Annotated in this window: 15 protein-coding genes; 14 read left to right on the top strand and 1 reads right to left on the bottom strand. The window is 60.7% G+C overall.

All coding sequences use genetic code 11. From position 1 onward, the window contains the following. Positions 1-126: 126 nt before the first annotated feature. The 9 genes from B5527_RS02505 to B5527_RS02460 all read left to right on the top strand — a co-directional run bounded on the left by B5527_RS02505 (position 127) and on the right by B5527_RS02460 (position 9,406). Positions 127-957, top strand: coding sequence for a VOC family protein (locus tag B5527_RS02505; protein ID WP_154071958.1), 831 nt, complete (start codon positions 127-129; stop codon positions 955-957). 39 nt (positions 958-996) lie between these two features. After that, complete coding sequence (locus B5527_RS02500; RefSeq protein ID WP_079599887.1) at positions 997-2,049, top strand: ABC transporter substrate-binding protein; 1,053 nt, start codon at positions 997-999, stop codon at positions 2,047-2,049. A 26-nt stretch (positions 2,050-2,075) separates the two neighbouring features. Continuing rightward, complete coding sequence (locus B5527_RS02495; RefSeq protein ID WP_154071957.1) at positions 2,076-2,906, top strand: ABC transporter ATP-binding protein; 831 nt, start codon at positions 2,076-2,078, stop codon at positions 2,904-2,906. Next, positions 2,903-3,673, top strand: a complete 771-nt coding sequence (locus tag B5527_RS02490) for an ABC transporter permease (RefSeq protein WP_172842454.1) — start codon at positions 2,903-2,905, stop codon at positions 3,671-3,673. The genes B5527_RS02495 and B5527_RS02490 overlap by 4 nt, the downstream gene beginning before the upstream one ends. A gap of 75 nt (positions 3,674-3,748) precedes the next feature. Beyond that, positions 3,749-5,032 (top strand): CoA transferase, encoded by a 1,284-nt coding sequence (locus tag B5527_RS02485; RefSeq protein ID WP_338065087.1) that lies wholly within the window; start codon positions 3,749-3,751, stop codon positions 5,030-5,032. Positions 5,033-5,074: 42 nt separating this feature from the next. Continuing rightward, the gene (locus B5527_RS02480) at positions 5,075-5,851 is read left to right on the top strand and encodes an enoyl-CoA hydratase-related protein (RefSeq protein WP_079599886.1); all 777 of its coding nucleotides are present in this window, start codon (positions 5,075-5,077) and stop codon (positions 5,849-5,851) included. A 31-nt stretch (positions 5,852-5,882) separates the two neighbouring features. Then, positions 5,883-7,724 (top strand): acyclic terpene utilization AtuA family protein, encoded by a 1,842-nt coding sequence (locus B5527_RS02475; protein WP_197689264.1) that lies wholly within the window; start codon positions 5,883-5,885, stop codon positions 7,722-7,724. Further along, positions 7,721-8,485, top strand: coding sequence for a cupin domain-containing protein (locus B5527_RS02470; RefSeq protein WP_079599884.1), 765 nt, complete (start codon positions 7,721-7,723; stop codon positions 8,483-8,485). Before B5527_RS02475 ends, B5527_RS02470 begins: the two co-directional genes overlap by 4 nt. A 651-nt stretch (positions 8,486-9,136) precedes the next feature. Then, a complete protein-coding gene (locus B5527_RS02460) occupies positions 9,137-9,406 on the top strand; it encodes an integrase core domain-containing protein (RefSeq protein ID WP_079599882.1) in 270 nt (89 codons plus the stop codon). A 241-nt stretch (positions 9,407-9,647) separates the two neighbouring features. Here B5527_RS02460 and B5527_RS02455 read toward each other — a convergent pair whose 3' ends face one another. Continuing rightward, complete coding sequence (locus B5527_RS02455) at positions 9,648-10,295, bottom strand: TetR/AcrR family transcriptional regulator (protein WP_197689263.1); 648 nt, start codon at positions 10,293-10,295, stop codon at positions 9,648-9,650. A 439-nt stretch (positions 10,296-10,734) separates the two neighbouring features. On the opposite strand from B5527_RS02455, the gene B5527_RS02450 reads away from it, so the two are divergent. From B5527_RS02450 to B5527_RS02430, 5 genes are all read left to right on the top strand, one after another. Further along, positions 10,735-12,138 carry an MFS transporter gene (locus tag B5527_RS02450; RefSeq protein ID WP_079599880.1) on the top strand — a complete coding sequence of 468 codons (1,404 nt, stop codon included), beginning with the start codon at positions 10,735-10,737 and terminating at the stop codon, positions 12,136-12,138. A 145-nt stretch (positions 12,139-12,283) separates the two neighbouring features. Beyond that, on the top strand, positions 12,284-13,009 hold the full coding sequence (gene pcaH, locus B5527_RS02445) for a protocatechuate 3,4-dioxygenase subunit beta (RefSeq protein WP_079599879.1): 726 nt from the start codon (positions 12,284-12,286) through the stop codon (positions 13,007-13,009). A gap of 1 nt (position 13,010) precedes the next feature. After that, positions 13,011-13,649 carry a protocatechuate 3,4-dioxygenase subunit alpha gene (gene pcaG / locus B5527_RS02440; RefSeq protein ID WP_079599878.1) on the top strand — a complete coding sequence of 213 codons (639 nt, stop codon included), beginning with the start codon at positions 13,011-13,013 and terminating at the stop codon, positions 13,647-13,649. A gap of 62 nt (positions 13,650-13,711) precedes the next feature. After that, the gene (locus B5527_RS02435) at positions 13,712-14,188 is read left to right on the top strand and encodes a lipocalin-like domain-containing protein (protein WP_079599877.1); all 477 of its coding nucleotides are present in this window, start codon (positions 13,712-13,714) and stop codon (positions 14,186-14,188) included. Between the two features lie 31 nt (positions 14,189-14,219). Continuing rightward, positions 14,220-14,987, top strand: a complete 768-nt coding sequence (locus tag B5527_RS02430; RefSeq protein ID WP_079599876.1) for an SDR family NAD(P)-dependent oxidoreductase — start codon at positions 14,220-14,222, stop codon at positions 14,985-14,987. The last annotated feature ends 78 nt before the right edge of the window (positions 14,988-15,065 follow it).

Here is a 15,065-nt window from a genome sequence, read left to right as displayed (position 1 = left end):
TCAGCAGGGCAAGCGCGGCGACGATCGCAACCAAGAACTTACTGGCGTCCCTTCCGGTCGAGGGCAGCTGGCCGAGGTGTTATCACTCTAACGCTACATGAAACGATGTAGCCGGGAGGAACTGCAGTGACGATTTCAGCGATCCGTCGAGTGTCCCTTGCAACGCACGATCTGGCAGATGCGCAGAACTTTTTTGAATCCTATATCGGACTAGGCCGAGCCGTTAAAGTCGCCGATCAGACGATCGCTTTCGGCAGCGGCAGTCGAGGCCTACGAATCAGAAAGCCGCCGAGGCTTCTCAACCGAACTACGTCGGAAATTTTTGGATCCGCAGGCACTCGCCATGTCGCTTTCGACACTGACGACTTGAATGGAATCGTTAGCAGACTGGACATAGCGGCGATACCTTACGTGCACGCCTTGCCTGGCGACTTTGACGCATCCGCCATTTACACGATCGACCCGGCGATGAATGTCGTGGCCTTCTGTCAGAGATCGACGGGTGGTCCAACAGACCAAGCCATTCAGTCTTTGGTGCACGACTGGGGCTGGGGGATCCATCACGTCAATCTAGAGGCCTGCGATGTGCGAGAAGCAGTCGCATTCTATGTCGATATCGCCGGTATGACCGAAGGCCGCTGGCAAGCTCCGGCTGCTGCTGGTGACGTCGTCGTAGATCCGTCGATGGTTTCGCTTTTGTCCCTTGGCGACTTCAACCGCGGCATACACATCGTTCGCGCCGACCCACGCTTCCCAACCCGATACAGCCTTGAGCACAACCCGACAATCGGCGGACACCCGGCATTCTCGGTGCGCGATGTACATGCCGTAAAGGCCCGCCTGGAACGGGAGGGCGTTCTCGTATCTGATGCCAAAGTGTATGCGATGGACAGGATGTATCAGATCTATCTCCAGGATCCCTCTGCGAACATGCTCGAGGTGAACCAGTTCATCTGATTGAAGCAGGCAGTTGTAAATATCGAAACGGGAGGAAACATGAAAAAACAGTCATTTACATTCAATTTGTGCGCCACGTCGGCCATCGTGCTCGCCACCTGTTCAGGCCAGGCTGCGGCACAAACGCCGCGCGCCAACGGCGAAACGCTCGGCATCCAGAACTACGCCAGCACGACCGGCAACATGCATGCGATCGTCGCCAAGGAAAAAGGCTTCTGCCAGAAGTACAACTTCAAGTGCGAGATCAGGACGATCAATTCGACCTCGCTCGGCCTGCAGGCGCTAGTCGGCAAGACCATCGACATCACGCAGAGCGGCGCGGAACTCGTCGGTGCGGCGGTGGTCGCGGGCGCTGAGGTCGTCATCGTCGGCACCAGCCTGCCGGCGAACGTGCTGTCGATCAGTGTGCGCAATGACGTGCCGGTGCCCAGCCGAGACAAGGGCTATCCGGCGATCATGAACGACTTCAAGGGCAAGCGGATCGGTGTTTCCGCGCGCGGCAGCTCGAGCGAGAAGCATTTCAACGCCATGCTCAAGGACGCCGGCCTGAAGCCGGAAGATGTGACGTATGTTGCAGTAGGCGCACCGAGCACCACTTACACCGCGCTCGCTATCGGCAAGCAGATCGATGCGGCGATCATGTTCCAGCCGCTGACGCAAATCTGCAAATTCAACAAGACCTGCGGGACGTTGATCGACATGACAGTCGGCGAAGGTCCGAAATCGCTGGAAGCGACGATCGGCGCCAACATCGTCTTCGCTGCGCGCAAGGAAATGGTGGAGAGTAACCCGAAGCTGATGGAAGCGTTCTACGCGGCGATGACGGACGCGGCCGCATGGTTCCGCGATCCGAAGAATTTCGACGAGCTCGTCAAGATCTACACGCCGATGATCTCGTTCGGCGATATGGCGGGCGCCGATGAGATGCGCAGGAACTGGATCAAGAGTGTGATCCCCGCCTACAGCAGGGACCTGAAGGTCAAGGTCTCGGCGCTGCAGGAGCTCATGGACTTCAGCTTCGAGAACAAGATCATCGACGTGAAGGTCGAGGCAAAGCGGGTGCTGTGGGACAAGGCGCCACAGACGCCTTGATGCGGGCCTGAGTGAAAGAGCAAACAATGAATATAGCGACGAACCCAACGCAGACGAAAGCCAGCGCCGGTGCCGTAGCAAAGCCTTCGCCGGGCTCGATCATCTTCGACAAGGTGTCGGTGGTGTTCGAAACCGCCAAGCTGACAGCGGTGTCGGAATTCTCGCTGAACATCGCTCCCGGCGAATTCATCTCGATCGTCGGCCCCTCGGGCTGCGGCAAGACCACGCTGTTGAACTTCGCCGCCGGTCTTTTGCCGTCGAGCGCGGGTCGCGGCACGATGCTCGTGAACGGCAAGCCGCCAGTCACGGGCAGCCACGATCTCGCCTACATGCTGGCGCGCGACGCACTCGCGCCATGGCGCACGGCGCTCGGCAATGCCGAACTCGGCACCGAGGTGCGCGGTGTGCCGGCGGAGAAGCGCCGCGCCCGAGCGCTCGACCTGCTGGAAAAGGTCGGCCTCAAGGGTTTCGAGGACGCCTATCCGAAGGGGCTGTCGCAGGGCATGCGCCAGCGCGTGGCGCTGGCGCGCACCTTCTCGCTGGACTCGCCGATCCTGTTGATGGACGAGCCATTCGGCGCACTCGATGCGCAGACGAAACTGCAGCTGGAAGACGTGCTGCTGTCACTATGGCAGCGCGAGCGGCGCACTGTGCTGTTCATCACCCACGACCTGTCAGAAGCCGTGTCGATGTCCGACCGCGTCATCGTGATGAGCTCACGACCGGGGCGCATCATTGCCGACGTTCCGATCACGCTCGGCCGGCCGCGCTCGGTGCGCGCGCTGCAGAAGGAAGCACACTATCACGAGCTTTACTCCCAGGTGTGGAGCCGGCTTGAAGAGGGATTGAGCCAATGACCGACGAACGCATGTGGGGATCTGGAAAGATCTGGGCGGCGCGGCTGGTGTTTCTTGCCGTGTTCTTCGTCTTCTGGGAGGGGGCGGCCAACTGGAAACTGGTCGACCCGATCCTGATCGGCAGGCCGACCGGCATCGTGCAGTATCTTTGGCAGGAGGTGTTCGTCACCCAGAGCCTGTTGAACGACTTCTACTGGTCGATGGGCGGCACCGTGATCGCCTTCGTGCTCGGCAGTGTTTCAGGCGTGCTGGTCGGCATGCTGTTCGTCACGAGCCCCACGACAGAAGCGGTGTTCAACCCGATCTTCACCGCGCTGAACGCGATGCCGCGCCTTGCGCTTGCGCCGCTGTTCATCATCTGGTTCGGCCTCGGACTCGGATCCAAGGTCGCAGTCGGCGTCAGCCTCACCTTTTTCATTGTGCTTACCTCGACTGTGGCGGGCGGCCGTGGCGTCAATCCGGATCACATCACGCTGGCGCGCACGCTCGGCGCAAGCGAAAGCCAGATCTTCCGTAAATTCGTGCTGCCGAGCGCCGTCCCGGTGATCTTCAATGGGCTCAGGCTCGGCCTCGTTTTCGCGCTGCTCGGCGTGATCGGCGCGGAGCTCTTCGCATCCGAGCATGGCCTTGGTCAGACGCTGTCGGTGCTTGCTGCCAGCTTCAAGACGGATGGCGTGTTCGGTATCATCTTCCTGTTGTCGATGATCGGCGTTGGCATCAGCTGGGGCATGACCTCGCTGGAGAACCGCCTGCTCAGGTGGCGATAAGAAGGACGATGGTCATCCCACCGCGAACAGCACGGCGAGAACAGCAACGCGGCGCACTTTGTAAAATCCAGGTGAATGCGCAAGGGGCGGCTGCCTCGCGCGCCGAGGGAGGTAAACCAAATGACTGAATTTTCCGGACCGCTGTCAGGCATCAAGGTACTCGATCTCACGACCGTTTTCATGGGGCCCTCTGCTACACAGATGCTGGGCGACCTCGGCGCCGATGTCATCAAGGTGGAGGCGCCTGGTGGAGACTCGACCCGGACACTCGGGCCGAACGGCGAGTATGGTCTGGGGCCGCTGTTTCTTGGCCTCAACCGCAATAAGCGCAGCATCGTCATCGACCTGAAGTCGGCTGCCGGCTCGGAGTTGCTGCTCGAACTCACCAAGTCTGCGGACGTGCTTGCCACCAACATCCGACCCGCGGCGATGGCGCGGCTCGGCCTCGGATACGCGCGCCTGGCCGAACTGAACCCGCAGCTCATCTACGCCAGCATGGTCGGCTTCTCGCAGAAGGGGCCCTACGGTCCGAAGGCCGCATACGACGACATGATGCAGGCGGCGACCGGCTTGGCCGCGGTAATGGGTCAGCAGGCTGAAGGCGAACCGCGTTATATGCCGCTGGCGATCGCCGATCGCTCGGTAGGCCTCTACGCTTTCGGCGTCATTGCCGCGGCGCTCTACGCGCGAACTCGGACCGGCAAGGGGCAATGCGTCGACATTCCGATGTTCGAGACGATGGTGCCGTATGTGTTGGGCGATCACCTCTACGGTCACACGTTCGTTCCCAGCCAGGGGGAGTTTGGGTATCCACGGCTGATGGCGAAGAACCGCCGTCCGTACAAGACCAAGGACGGGTACGTGTGTTGTCTCATCTACACCGACCGGCAGTGGAAGATCTTCCTGGAGGCGGTGGGCAAGGGCGATCTGCTGAAGACGGACCCGCGCTTCGCCGACATCCGCAACCGCACGGCGCACATCGACGAACTCTACCAGCTGGTCTCTGAAGAACTCGAGCAGCGGACCACGCGCGAATGGCTTGGGCTCCTGCCGGAAAACGAGATTCCGATCTTCCCGATGCACACGCTGGAATCGCTTCTCGAGGACGAGCACCTGGCAGCCACGGGCTTCTTCACGGAGGTGGAGCATCCGATCGTCGGCAGGATCCGCGAGACCGCGGTTCCGAGCGAGTGGTCAGGCACCGTCCCGCTCAATCGGCATCCGGCGGCCGCGCTCGGCGAACACACGGTCGATGTCTTGCGTGAGGCGGGGCTTGGCGAGCAGCGGATCAATCAACTGGTGGCCGACAACGTGGTATTCCAGCGGCCGGTCGTGCTCCAGCCGCCGCAAGCCGCCTGAGCTCATTTCTCGCTTCGCCTTCGATCCGCATCCGGGGGACTCATGACCAACCCTTCTTCAGAACTGCTCGAGGAGCGCCGCGGCGGCGTCCTCTGGCTCACGATATCGAGGGAGGCGCGCCGCAACGCGATCAGTCCCGGCGTGCTCAGCGGCCTTTGCGATGCGATCGAGCGCGTCCAGCATGAACGCGACGTGCGGGCTGTCGTCCTCACGGGCGCCGGAGATAAGGCCTTCTGCGCGGGAGCCGACCTTGCGGCCGGCACGGCCTTTCGCTTCGACCATTCCGAGCCCTATGCAGCTCTTGCCGAACTGCTCAGGCTGGCGCGACGCAGCATTGTACCGCTGGTCGCCCGCGTGAACGGCGCCTGCATGGCCGGTGGCATGGGCTTGCTGGCCATGTGCGATCTCGCCGTGGCAGCACCGCACGCGGTGTTCGGCCTGCCCGAGGTGAAGGTCGGCCTGTTCCCGGCGCAGGTCCTGAGCGTACTCCATCATCTGCTGCCTCGGCGCGCAGTGGCGCAGATGTGCCTGACGGGCGAACCCATCTCCGCAGCGCAGGCGCTGAACTGGGGGCTGGTCAATACGGTCGCCGACGACCTGGATTCAGGCCTGGAGGCCCTGCTGGGCTGTCTTCTGGACAAGTCGCCAGCCGCGATCCGTCGCGGCCTGTACACGATGAAGGCCATCGAAGCGATGTCGTTCGAAGAGTCGATGCGCTTCACCGAGAGCCAAATCGCATTGTTTGCTTTGACGGAAGACGCTGCGGAGGGGCAGCTCGCATTCCGCGAAAAGCGGGCGCCGAACTGGACCGGACGCTGATGACGCACGAGCAATTGACGAGGAGATGGAAGTGAACCTATCGCCGCAACAACGGACCGTCCGCATTGGTGGAGCCTCGGGATTCTGGGGCGACAGTAGCGTCGGTGCGCCGCAGCTCGTTGCCAGCGGGCAAATCGACTATCTGGTCTTCGACTATCTGGCCGAGCTGACCATGTCGATCTTGGCCGCGGCGCGGCAGAAGAACGCCGCGCTCGGCTACGCGACCGACTTCGTGACCGTGGCCATGCGCGCCGTCCTGAAAGACGTCGTCCAGCGTGGGATCCGCGTGGTCAGCAATGCCGGCGGCGTCAACCCGCAGGCCTGCGCGGCGGCACTTCAGACCCTAGCCGAGGAACTGGGGGTGAACGTGAAGATCGCGGTGGTCACCGGTGACGACGTCATGCCACTCATCCCGCAGCTGCGAGAGGCGAACGAGCCCGTGCGCGAGCTGCAAAGCGGCGTGCCACTCCCCGAGCGCGTCGTCACGGCGAATGCGTACCTCGGTGCCTTGCCGGTCAAGGCGGCACTGGATGAGGGGGCCAACGTGGTGATCACCGGTCGGTGCGTCGACTCTGCCGTGACATTGGGCGTGTTGATGCACGAGTTCGGCTGGTCCGTCGACGACCACGATCGACTCGCGGCGGGCAGTCTTGCTGGCCACATCATCGAATGCGGCTGTCAGGCCACCGGGGGTCTCTTCACCGACTGGGATTGCGTGCCTGACTGGGCGCACATCGGCTACCCGATCGTTGAATGCACCTTCGACGGCGACTTCACTGTCACGAAGCCGGCGGGAACCGGTGGCCTCGTGACACCGGCAGTGCTGGCGGAGCAGATACTGTATGAGATCGGCGATCCCTCCGCCTACCTGCTGCCGGATGTAACCTGCGACTTCACTGGCGTGACGCTGAACGCCGAAGGGCCGGACCGTGTCAGCGTGAGTGGCGCCCGCGGTCGCGCGCCAACCTCGACGTACAAGGTCTGCGCCACGTACGTGGACGGATTTAAGCTCTCCGCGCAACTGACCATCGTCGGCTTCGATGCCGACGCCAAGGCCCGGCGGACCGGCGAGGCGATTCTCGAGCGCACCAGCGAGTTGCTAAGCGCGCGCGGACTTCCGCCCTACACCGAGACGATGATCGAGATGCTTGGCGCGGAATCCTGCTACGGACCCCATGCGCGCGCGGGCGGAACGCGCGAAGCGGTGCTACGGCTCACCGCGACGCACCGCGACAAGGCGGCACTCGAACTGCTGGCCCGCGAGGTGGCCCCGGCGGGAACGTCCTGGGCGCCCGGCACGACGGGCGGGGGCGGCCGTGCTTCCGCTTCGCCGTCCATCCGTCAATACGCGTTCCTGCTCGACAAATCCCGGTTGCAGCCGCGGGTTCTCATCGACGGCCGCACTCTGAATGTTCGCGTGCCCGCGGGCACGGCGCAGGGCGTGGAGGCACCGCGGGCGTCCGATGCGCCCTCGGACGTCGCCGAATCCGGCATGGACGCGGTCGAGCTTCCACTGATCCGCGTGGCTTGGGGCCGCAGCGGCGACAAGGGCGATAACTCGAACATCGGCATCATCGCGCGGCATCTCCAGTTGCTGCCGGTCCTTCGCGGCCAGCTCACGCCCGAGCGCGTCGCACAGCACCTGGCGCATCTGGTCCGCGGCCCCGTCACGCGCTACGAAGTGCCAGGCATCCACGCCTTCAATTTCGTTTGCGAGCAGGCGCTCGGCGGCGGCGGCATGAAGTCCCTGCGCAACGATGCGCTGGGCAAGGGCATGGCGCAGATTCTCCTGGCAATGCCGGTCCGCATTCCGGTTGCCCTCCTGTCTCTCGTTCGCCCCGTCAATGGACCCACCCAAGGAACAGGCCAATGAACACCTCGCCTCACGTCGTCTACCCCGATCAGGTCGCCCCCTATCAACCGGCCAATCACACGGGTACTTCGAATCGTCGTATTATCGGCCGCGACACTGTTGGCGCGCGGCGCCTGGAAGTGCTGATCGGGACCATCTCCAAGGGACACGGCGCGCAACGGCACGCCCATCCGTCCCTCGAACAGGCCTCCTATCTGCTGCGCGGCGCCGGGGTCAGCGAGGTATACGGGCAAGAGCGGCACATCAGTGCAGGCGACTGGGGCTTTAGCCCGAAGGGCGTGTTCCACTCCTTCACAGTCACCAGCGAAGAACCGGCGCAGGTGCTCGTCGTCTACGCGCCACCTTACCAGGAGAATCCGCGGGCCGTCGTCGTGCACAACCCGGTGCATCCGCAGCCGGAGCCTCGGCCACCGGTAACGACTGCTGTCGCGCCGGTACCCGTCTGTTGGGAAGGCACCGAGGGCGCGCGGGTTGAGACCATTGTGGACACCGCGACCGCAGGCGCGCAGCACCTTGCGATCCACCGCGTCGTTGCGGTTGGCGGCGCCCATGGGCGCGCGAGGCAACTGGAGAACCAAGAGCGCGTGCTTTACGTCCTCAAGGGCGCGGTCGAGGGGCAGGCGGATCAGCGCGCCTTCGAAGCGCGCGCCGGCAGCTTGGTTTTCGTTCCAGAGGGGGCGGTCTGGCAGTGGCGATCCGGCCGGGCGGGCTCGACGTTCTTCGTGATCGATGGGTTTGCCCCAGACCCTCTACCGATTTGACCTGCAACCACTTCCGCATCACGTTAAATGATGTAATGCCGATGCCTGCCGGATCAGATTGGAAGGACCGGGCGCAATTTTTTTCAGTATCTTGTGTTGGATCGGCAAGAAAAGAGAACCGAACCCACCCTGACCCCGGGGACCAAAAATCGTGTGAGTAACCACGTGAGTACCGGGAAAGAAAGTGATTCCGGCCAGGGCATAGCCTCACATAGGATCAGATAGACGCTAGAAAGGCTGCAGCGCAGGTTGTCCCTGTCGGAAACTCAATCTTGCTGGCAACTGATATCGAATCGGGCGATGCTCCTGCCTTATGCCAGAGGTCTGTAGCCTAATTTGGTTGGCGTTGGTCGGAGCGTTCCGGTCGCGGGTCTCGCTTGAGGCTGAAAACACGATTTTGCGTCATCAGCTTAACGTGTTGCGGCGGAAATCGCCGAAACGGCCGACGTTCGGGATTCTGGACCGCCTGATATTCGCCGGCTTGTATCGTTTGGCTCCGAAGGTGCTCGGCGCCTTGGCGATCGTGAAGCCGGAGACCGTGATTAAATGGCACCGCGCCGGGTTCAGATCGTACTGGCGGTGGAAGTCGCGGCGCCGTGGTGGCCGACCAACTGTAGCGCCTGAGATCCGCAAGCTTATCCGCACGCTTCGATCAATGGGTCGCCGCGCTCTCCTTGGCAAAATGGATATGCTGAAAGGCTGATCGGCTCGATCCGCAGGGAATGCCTTGACCACGTTGTTGTGTTCAGCGAGCGCTACCTCCGTCACCTACTGCTGTCGTACATGACATATTACAATGGGGCCCGCACGCATCTATCCCTGGAGAAAGATGCACCGATCTCGCGCGCCGTCGATCGCGCCGGGCACATTCTTTGTCACCCAACCCTGGGCGGACTGCATCACCAATATCCCCGGATTTAATTTACGACAGGCACAGGGATTTTCTCTGATAGCTTCGGCCGCCAGGCATCGATGCCGCTATTTGGTAGCCTTTGCGACGTTCATACGTCGGGGTGCCCGGACCCAGGCGATTGGATGGCCGACGATCCCCGACTGCGTTGCGCCGTCCACAACGGGATATCCGACCATGTGGGCTCCCCAACTGTGCTATTTTGCTCACCTCCCAGTTGGCTCGACGCGGGTGGGAACTTGGCGCTAACTTCTACTCGCGCAAATAAGCAAGTACCGCGTCAACCGCCATTCTCTTTTGCAGTTTGATCTCCTTCGCGGCTTCAAGGTCGCGCTTGAAAATGACCCGCCATGTATGACGGTTGGAAACCCTGTAGGAACAAAGAGATATTATCAACAGGTGTACGTGTAGAGGATCTCCGCTCTTTCGAAATACACCTTCCTTTACACCCCGCTTGAGCAAGTTCTTCATCAGATCGACTATCGCGGAATTTTTTGAGGCAATAGTATTCGACGTAAGTATGTGTTTTGCGTAGTGAATATTAGCAATAGAAACCAATCTCACCCATTCCGGGTTCTTTGCGTGATAGTCGAATGTGACCTCGATGACCTTGCGCATTGCCTCCAGGGCCGGAAGTTCGGCGAGCTGCAGGGACTGCTCGATCATGCGCATCCCGGCATACACATCTTCCAAAACTGCTGCAAACAGGCGCTCTTTACTGCCGAAGTAATAGTAGATCATCGGCTTTGTCGTGCGAGCCCTGACGACGATCTCTTCGACCTTGGCGCCGCTATATCCCTTCTCAGCAAACAAAGCGTGTGCCGCGTCGATGATGTTCCGCCGCACGTGCTTCCCATCCCCCCGGGATCTTGATTCGTGGAGTTCAATTTTCTTTCTCACATTCCACATCCAAGCGTGCCATCACTGCCTTTCCGAGGTTCCCTGCGGCTGACCATATCTGATTAACGCGGATCGCTCTCGATAAAAAGCACCTTGCCGTTTTGAGTACCTCTGATAACTTACCGGTAGGTAGACTAATTTCAAGCCATGTGATTGCCGGTTCGAATGAGCACGGTCGTGTTTCGACAAGCAGCTTGAGGAGGGCTTTACTCCTGTCAACCGCTGGGACAATCCCGAGGATATCGGGCGCGAGGTTGCGACATCGCCGCGGGTGAGCGCCCCTCCACAACGGGCGCTGCAATTCAGGTCGATGGCGGAATCATGTCCTCAATTCTGGAACAGGAATCTAGAACGAGGGACGCACCACAAAAAGCGATCAGCACAGACCGAAGAGGCCCGTCAACGAGACGCAATCAAAGCAATTTCGCAGGGGACGGAGATGGCAAACGCCACATATGACGAGCCTCACGCAGAGAGTCAGTCCAACAAGGCTGCTGCCAGCGGCTGGATTGGCTCGGCGCTGGAATACTACGACTTTTTCATCTACGCCACGGCGGCGTCCCTGGTTTTTCCGCAGATCTTCTTTCCATCGGACAATCCCACGACCGCCATCGTCGCGTCACTCGCCACCTATGGCGTCGGCTACGTTGCTCGACCCATTGGCGCGGTTGTTCTTGGGCACTGGGGCGACACGCATGGTCGAAAAACCGTGCTGATTGTATGTATGTTCCTCATGGGTTTTTCCACGATGGCCGTCGGGCTTCTGCCGACATATCAGCAGGTCGGCGTACTCGCTCCGGTGCTTCTCGTTGTATTGAGGCTCATACAAGGCTTCGCCGTCGCCGGCGAGATATCCGGTGCTAGTTCGATGATTCTCGAGCATGCTCCGTTTGGCCGGCGTGGCTTCTACGCGAGCTTTGCCCTCCAAGGCGTGCAGGCCGGGCAAATCCTCGCCGCGGCGGTTTTTTTGCCGCTTGCCCATTACATGCCGGAAGAAACGTTCACCACCTGGGGCTGGAGAATTCCCTTCCTGCTCAGCTTCTTCGTTATCATTGCGGGCTACATCATTCGCCGCAAGGTCGACGAAACTCCGGCATTCGAGGAAGAGAGTGAGCACGGCGAGCTGCCAAAGGCACCGATTATCCAGGCTTTCATGCTTAGCTGGAGGGACATGTTGCGGGTCGTCTGCATGTCCCTGATGAACGTCATTCCGGTGGTCGCCACGATATTCGGTGCGGCCTACGCGGTCCAGGCAGCCTACGGGATCGGCTTCGAAAAAGACATTTACCTTTGGATTCCAGTACTGGGCAATATCCTGGCGGTGCTCGTCATTCCCTTTGTCGGCAACCTGTCGGACAAGATCGGCCGCAGACCTCCGATCATCGTCGGTGCGCTCAGTTCAGGACTGCTCGCGTTCTGCTACCTTTACGCCATCAGCACCCATAGCGTACCCTTGGCGATTATCGTGTCGCTGCTCATGTGGGGCGTCGTCTACCAAGGCTACAACGCCATTTACCCGAGCTTTTACCCCGAACTCTTCCAGACCCGCACCCGCGTCTCGGCGATGGCCATCTCGCAGAATGTCGGCACAACGATCACGGCCCTGCTCCCGGCGCTTTTCGCAACCGTGGCGCCGCCCGGCTCGACTAACATCCCTCTTACGATCGGCGCGATAACCTTTGCTATTACAATCATGGCGGCGGTTGCGGCCTGGAGTGCCCGGGAGACTTATCGAATCCAAATCAAGGATCTCGGTCAACCAAGCGCTGTTCCCGTCGACAAGGGTGACTACGACCGCATGCGGGCGGCAACCATGGCAGGAGCGCGGCTGGCCCGGGTATGAGATCGCGTGGGCGATGACATGCTGATGATGACTGCACTAGTGAAATGGGCCATGTCGCATGACAAACACTGCAGTGTTCGATCCCGATCGACAAAAGCGACGACCTCCCGACCGTCTCGGCTACGCGCATGCAAGGTACGAAAGCATGACAACTGAAGCCGAATTTCACCAACGCGACCGCGATCTCCATCCGCCGGCGCATACGCCCGTCTACAAGACAAGCGTGCTACGCTCGCCTCGCATCCCATTGTGGTCGCTGCAGAACTCGCTGTCGGAAGTGACCGGTCCAATATTTACGCCTGACGAGCTCGGTCCGCTCGACAATGATCTCATCCATAATTATGCGAAGACCGGCGAAGCCATCGGCGAACAGACCATCGTCCACGGCTACGTTCTCGACGGCAACGGGCAACCTGTGTCCAACACGCTCGTCGAGGTGTGGCAGGCGAATGCGGGTGGACGCTATCGCCACCGCAACGACACCTATATCGCACCGATCGACCCCAATTTCGGCGGCTGTGGGCGGATGTTGACCGACGAGCACGGCTATTACTTTTTTCGAACGGTCAAACCCGGCGCTTATCCATTTCGAAACCGCGTCAACAGTTGGCGACCGGCTCACATTCATTTTTCTGTGTTCGGAACCGGCTTTGCGCAGCGGCTCATCACACAGATGTATTTCGAGGGCGACCCGCTCATCCCCCACGATTCGATCCTCGCAACAATCCCCGACAAGTCGGCGGCGGACCGTTTGACTGCCAGACTCGACCTCAATGCGTCGCGGCCGCTGGAATGCCTCGCTTACCGGTTCGACATCGTGCTGCGCGGACGCCGCCAAACCCTGTTCGAAAACAAGCTGCAGGGAAATTGACATGACACCGACGCCTTTTATTCCGTCCTATCTGCCGGAGACGGCATCGCAGACGGCCGGTCCATATGTCCACATCGGTCTCATACCAAAGCAAGCGGGCTTTGAAATCTTCGAGAATAATTTCAGCGGCGACATCGCAGGTCCCGGCGTAGCTGGCGAGCGAATCATTATCGAGGGGCGCATTTTCGACGGCGCAGGGCACGTGACCAAGGACGTGCTGGTTGAGACGTGGCAGGCCAATGCCGCCGGCCGCTACAATCATCCGTCTGACACGCAGGACAAGGCGCTCGACCAGAGATTTCGTGGCTGGGCGCGGACTGGGACGGATTTCGTCACCGGGCTCTACACGATCCACACCATCAAACCGGGAAGTGTGGCAGGTCGCAAAGGCCGCAAGATAATGGCGCCGCACATCAGTTTCTGGCTTGCCTCCCGCGGCATCAACGTTGGCCTCGCCACACGCATGTATTTCTGCGACGAAGAGGCCGCAAATTCCGAAGACCCAGTACTGAATATTATCGAGCAACCCGAACGCCGTAAAACTCTGATCGCACCGCGATCAGAGCGGGACGGCGCCACCGTCTACACATTCGACATCCATCTGCAGGGCGATCGCGAGACAGTTTTCTTCGATATTTAACGAGGATTCTTGCGACGCGGTCACGCGTTGGTCGGCACGACCGTTAGCAACAGGAGTCTCACATGGCGACAGACGAAGAAGTCTTGACATCTGTGAAGCGGGGCAAGCCGCCTGTCGATTGTGCCGTGATCGGAACGTGGAGTTTGCGATCCTATGTTCGTGAGCGCTTGTCCGACGGGCAGCGGCACAATCAATTCGGCGACGCTCCAGTTGGCTACATCGGCTACGCGCCGGACGGCCGCATGTATGCCATCTTCACGCGCGATGACCGCGTCGCGCCGCGTGACGCGGTGCCAACGGACGAAGAAGGCGTGCAGCTGCTGGGCACTATGGTTGCCTATGCAGGCACGTTCTCGTTGGGCGAGAACGTCGTGGTTCACCACATCGACACCTCGTGGAACCAGGCATGGACCGGCACCCACCAAATCCGCCACTTCGTGCTGGAGGGAGACGTGTTGACGATCACAACCGCGCCCTACAGGAGTTATCTCGACGGCACGATGGGTCGGTCGATCCTGGTCTGGAACAAGGTGCGATGATAATGCGCGGCGTGTTTGCAAGAGGTGAGCAATGAGTGATCTGTTTTCGCTCGACGGCAAACATGTTCTTGTCACCGGTGGCTCGAGCGGTCTTGGGCGATTTTTTGCGGTGTTCCTGGCGACGCGTGGTGCGCAGGTGACAGTCGCTGCGCGCCGCGCTGAAGCGCTCGCCAAAACCGTCGATGATATCGGAACCGCGAATGGTCGAGCCCAGAGCGTCGTGATGGACGTCACCGCAGCGGCGAGCATCGAGAGCGCGCTGGACGCCGCAGAAGCGCGCTTCGGTCCGATCGAAATCGTCGTCAACAATGCCGGCGTGACGGCAACACGCCCGGCATTTGATCAGGACGAGTCAGATTGGGACAAAGTTGTCGACACCAACCTGAAGGGCGTTTGGCTGGTAGCGCAGGCCGCGGGGCGGCGAATGGTCGCGCACAAGCTGAAAGGCTCCATCGTCAATATCGCCTCGATCCTCGGCGTCCGGGTTGCGAGCTCGGTCGCACCCTATGCGATTTCGAAGGCTGGCGTCGTGCAAATGACCAAGGCGCTGGCGCTTGAATGGGCCCGGTTTGGCATTCGTGTTAACGCGCTTGCGCCGGGATATTTCGAGACCGAGCTCAACGATGATTTCTTCAGGGGTGATGCCGGTCAGGCGCTCATCAAGCGGGTCCCGCAAAGACGGCTCGGCGAATTGAGAGAGCTCGAAGGACCCCTTCTCCTACTTGCTTCGGAAGCTGGCTCTTACATGACCGGCAGCGTGATCGTCGTCGACGGCGGTCACCTGGTCTCAAGCCTATGAGTGTCGACGATGCAATTCTAGACCTACGAGATCTTGCCGCAGAGGAGCGCCCGTCGGCGCAGAACATGATTGGGGAAC

This window comes from Bradyrhizobium erythrophlei, from assembly GCF_900129425.1.
Lineage (GTDB): Bacteria > Pseudomonadota > Alphaproteobacteria > Rhizobiales > Xanthobacteraceae > Bradyrhizobium > Bradyrhizobium erythrophlei_C.
Note: the sequence above shows the minus strand (reverse complement) of the source record. Positions and strands in the feature narration are given on the sequence as shown.

Bases quoted from the DNA above. Each gene is read 5' to 3' on its own strand.
- B5527_RS02495 (WP_154071957.1), top strand. From the start codon at position 2,076: ATGAATATAGCGACGAACCCAACGCAGACGAAAGCCAGCGCCGGTGCC.
- B5527_RS02450 (WP_079599880.1), top strand. From the start codon at position 10,735: ATGGCAAACGCCACATATGACGAGCCTCACGCAGAGAGTCAGTCCAAC.
- pcaG (WP_079599878.1), top strand. From the start codon at position 13,011: ATGACACCGACGCCTTTTATTCCGTCCTATCTGCCGGAGACGGCATCG.
- pcaH (WP_079599879.1), top strand. From the start codon at position 12,284: ATGACAACTGAAGCCGAATTTCACCAACGCGACCGCGATCTCCATCCG.
- B5527_RS02470 (WP_079599884.1), top strand. From the start codon at position 7,721: ATGAACACCTCGCCTCACGTCGTCTACCCCGATCAGGTCGCCCCCTAT.
- B5527_RS02430 (WP_079599876.1), top strand. From the start codon at position 14,220: ATGAGTGATCTGTTTTCGCTCGACGGCAAACATGTTCTTGTCACCGGT.
- B5527_RS02490 (WP_172842454.1), top strand. From the start codon at position 2,903: ATGACCGACGAACGCATGTGGGGATCTGGAAAGATCTGGGCGGCGCGG.
- B5527_RS02485 (WP_338065087.1), top strand. From the start codon at position 3,749: ATGCGCAAGGGGCGGCTGCCTCGCGCGCCGAGGGAGGTAAACCAAATG.
- B5527_RS02480 (WP_079599886.1), top strand. From the start codon at position 5,075: ATGACCAACCCTTCTTCAGAACTGCTCGAGGAGCGCCGCGGCGGCGTC.
- B5527_RS02500 (WP_079599887.1), top strand. From the start codon at position 997: ATGAAAAAACAGTCATTTACATTCAATTTGTGCGCCACGTCGGCCATC.
- B5527_RS02435 (WP_079599877.1), top strand. From the start codon at position 13,712: ATGGCGACAGACGAAGAAGTCTTGACATCTGTGAAGCGGGGCAAGCCG.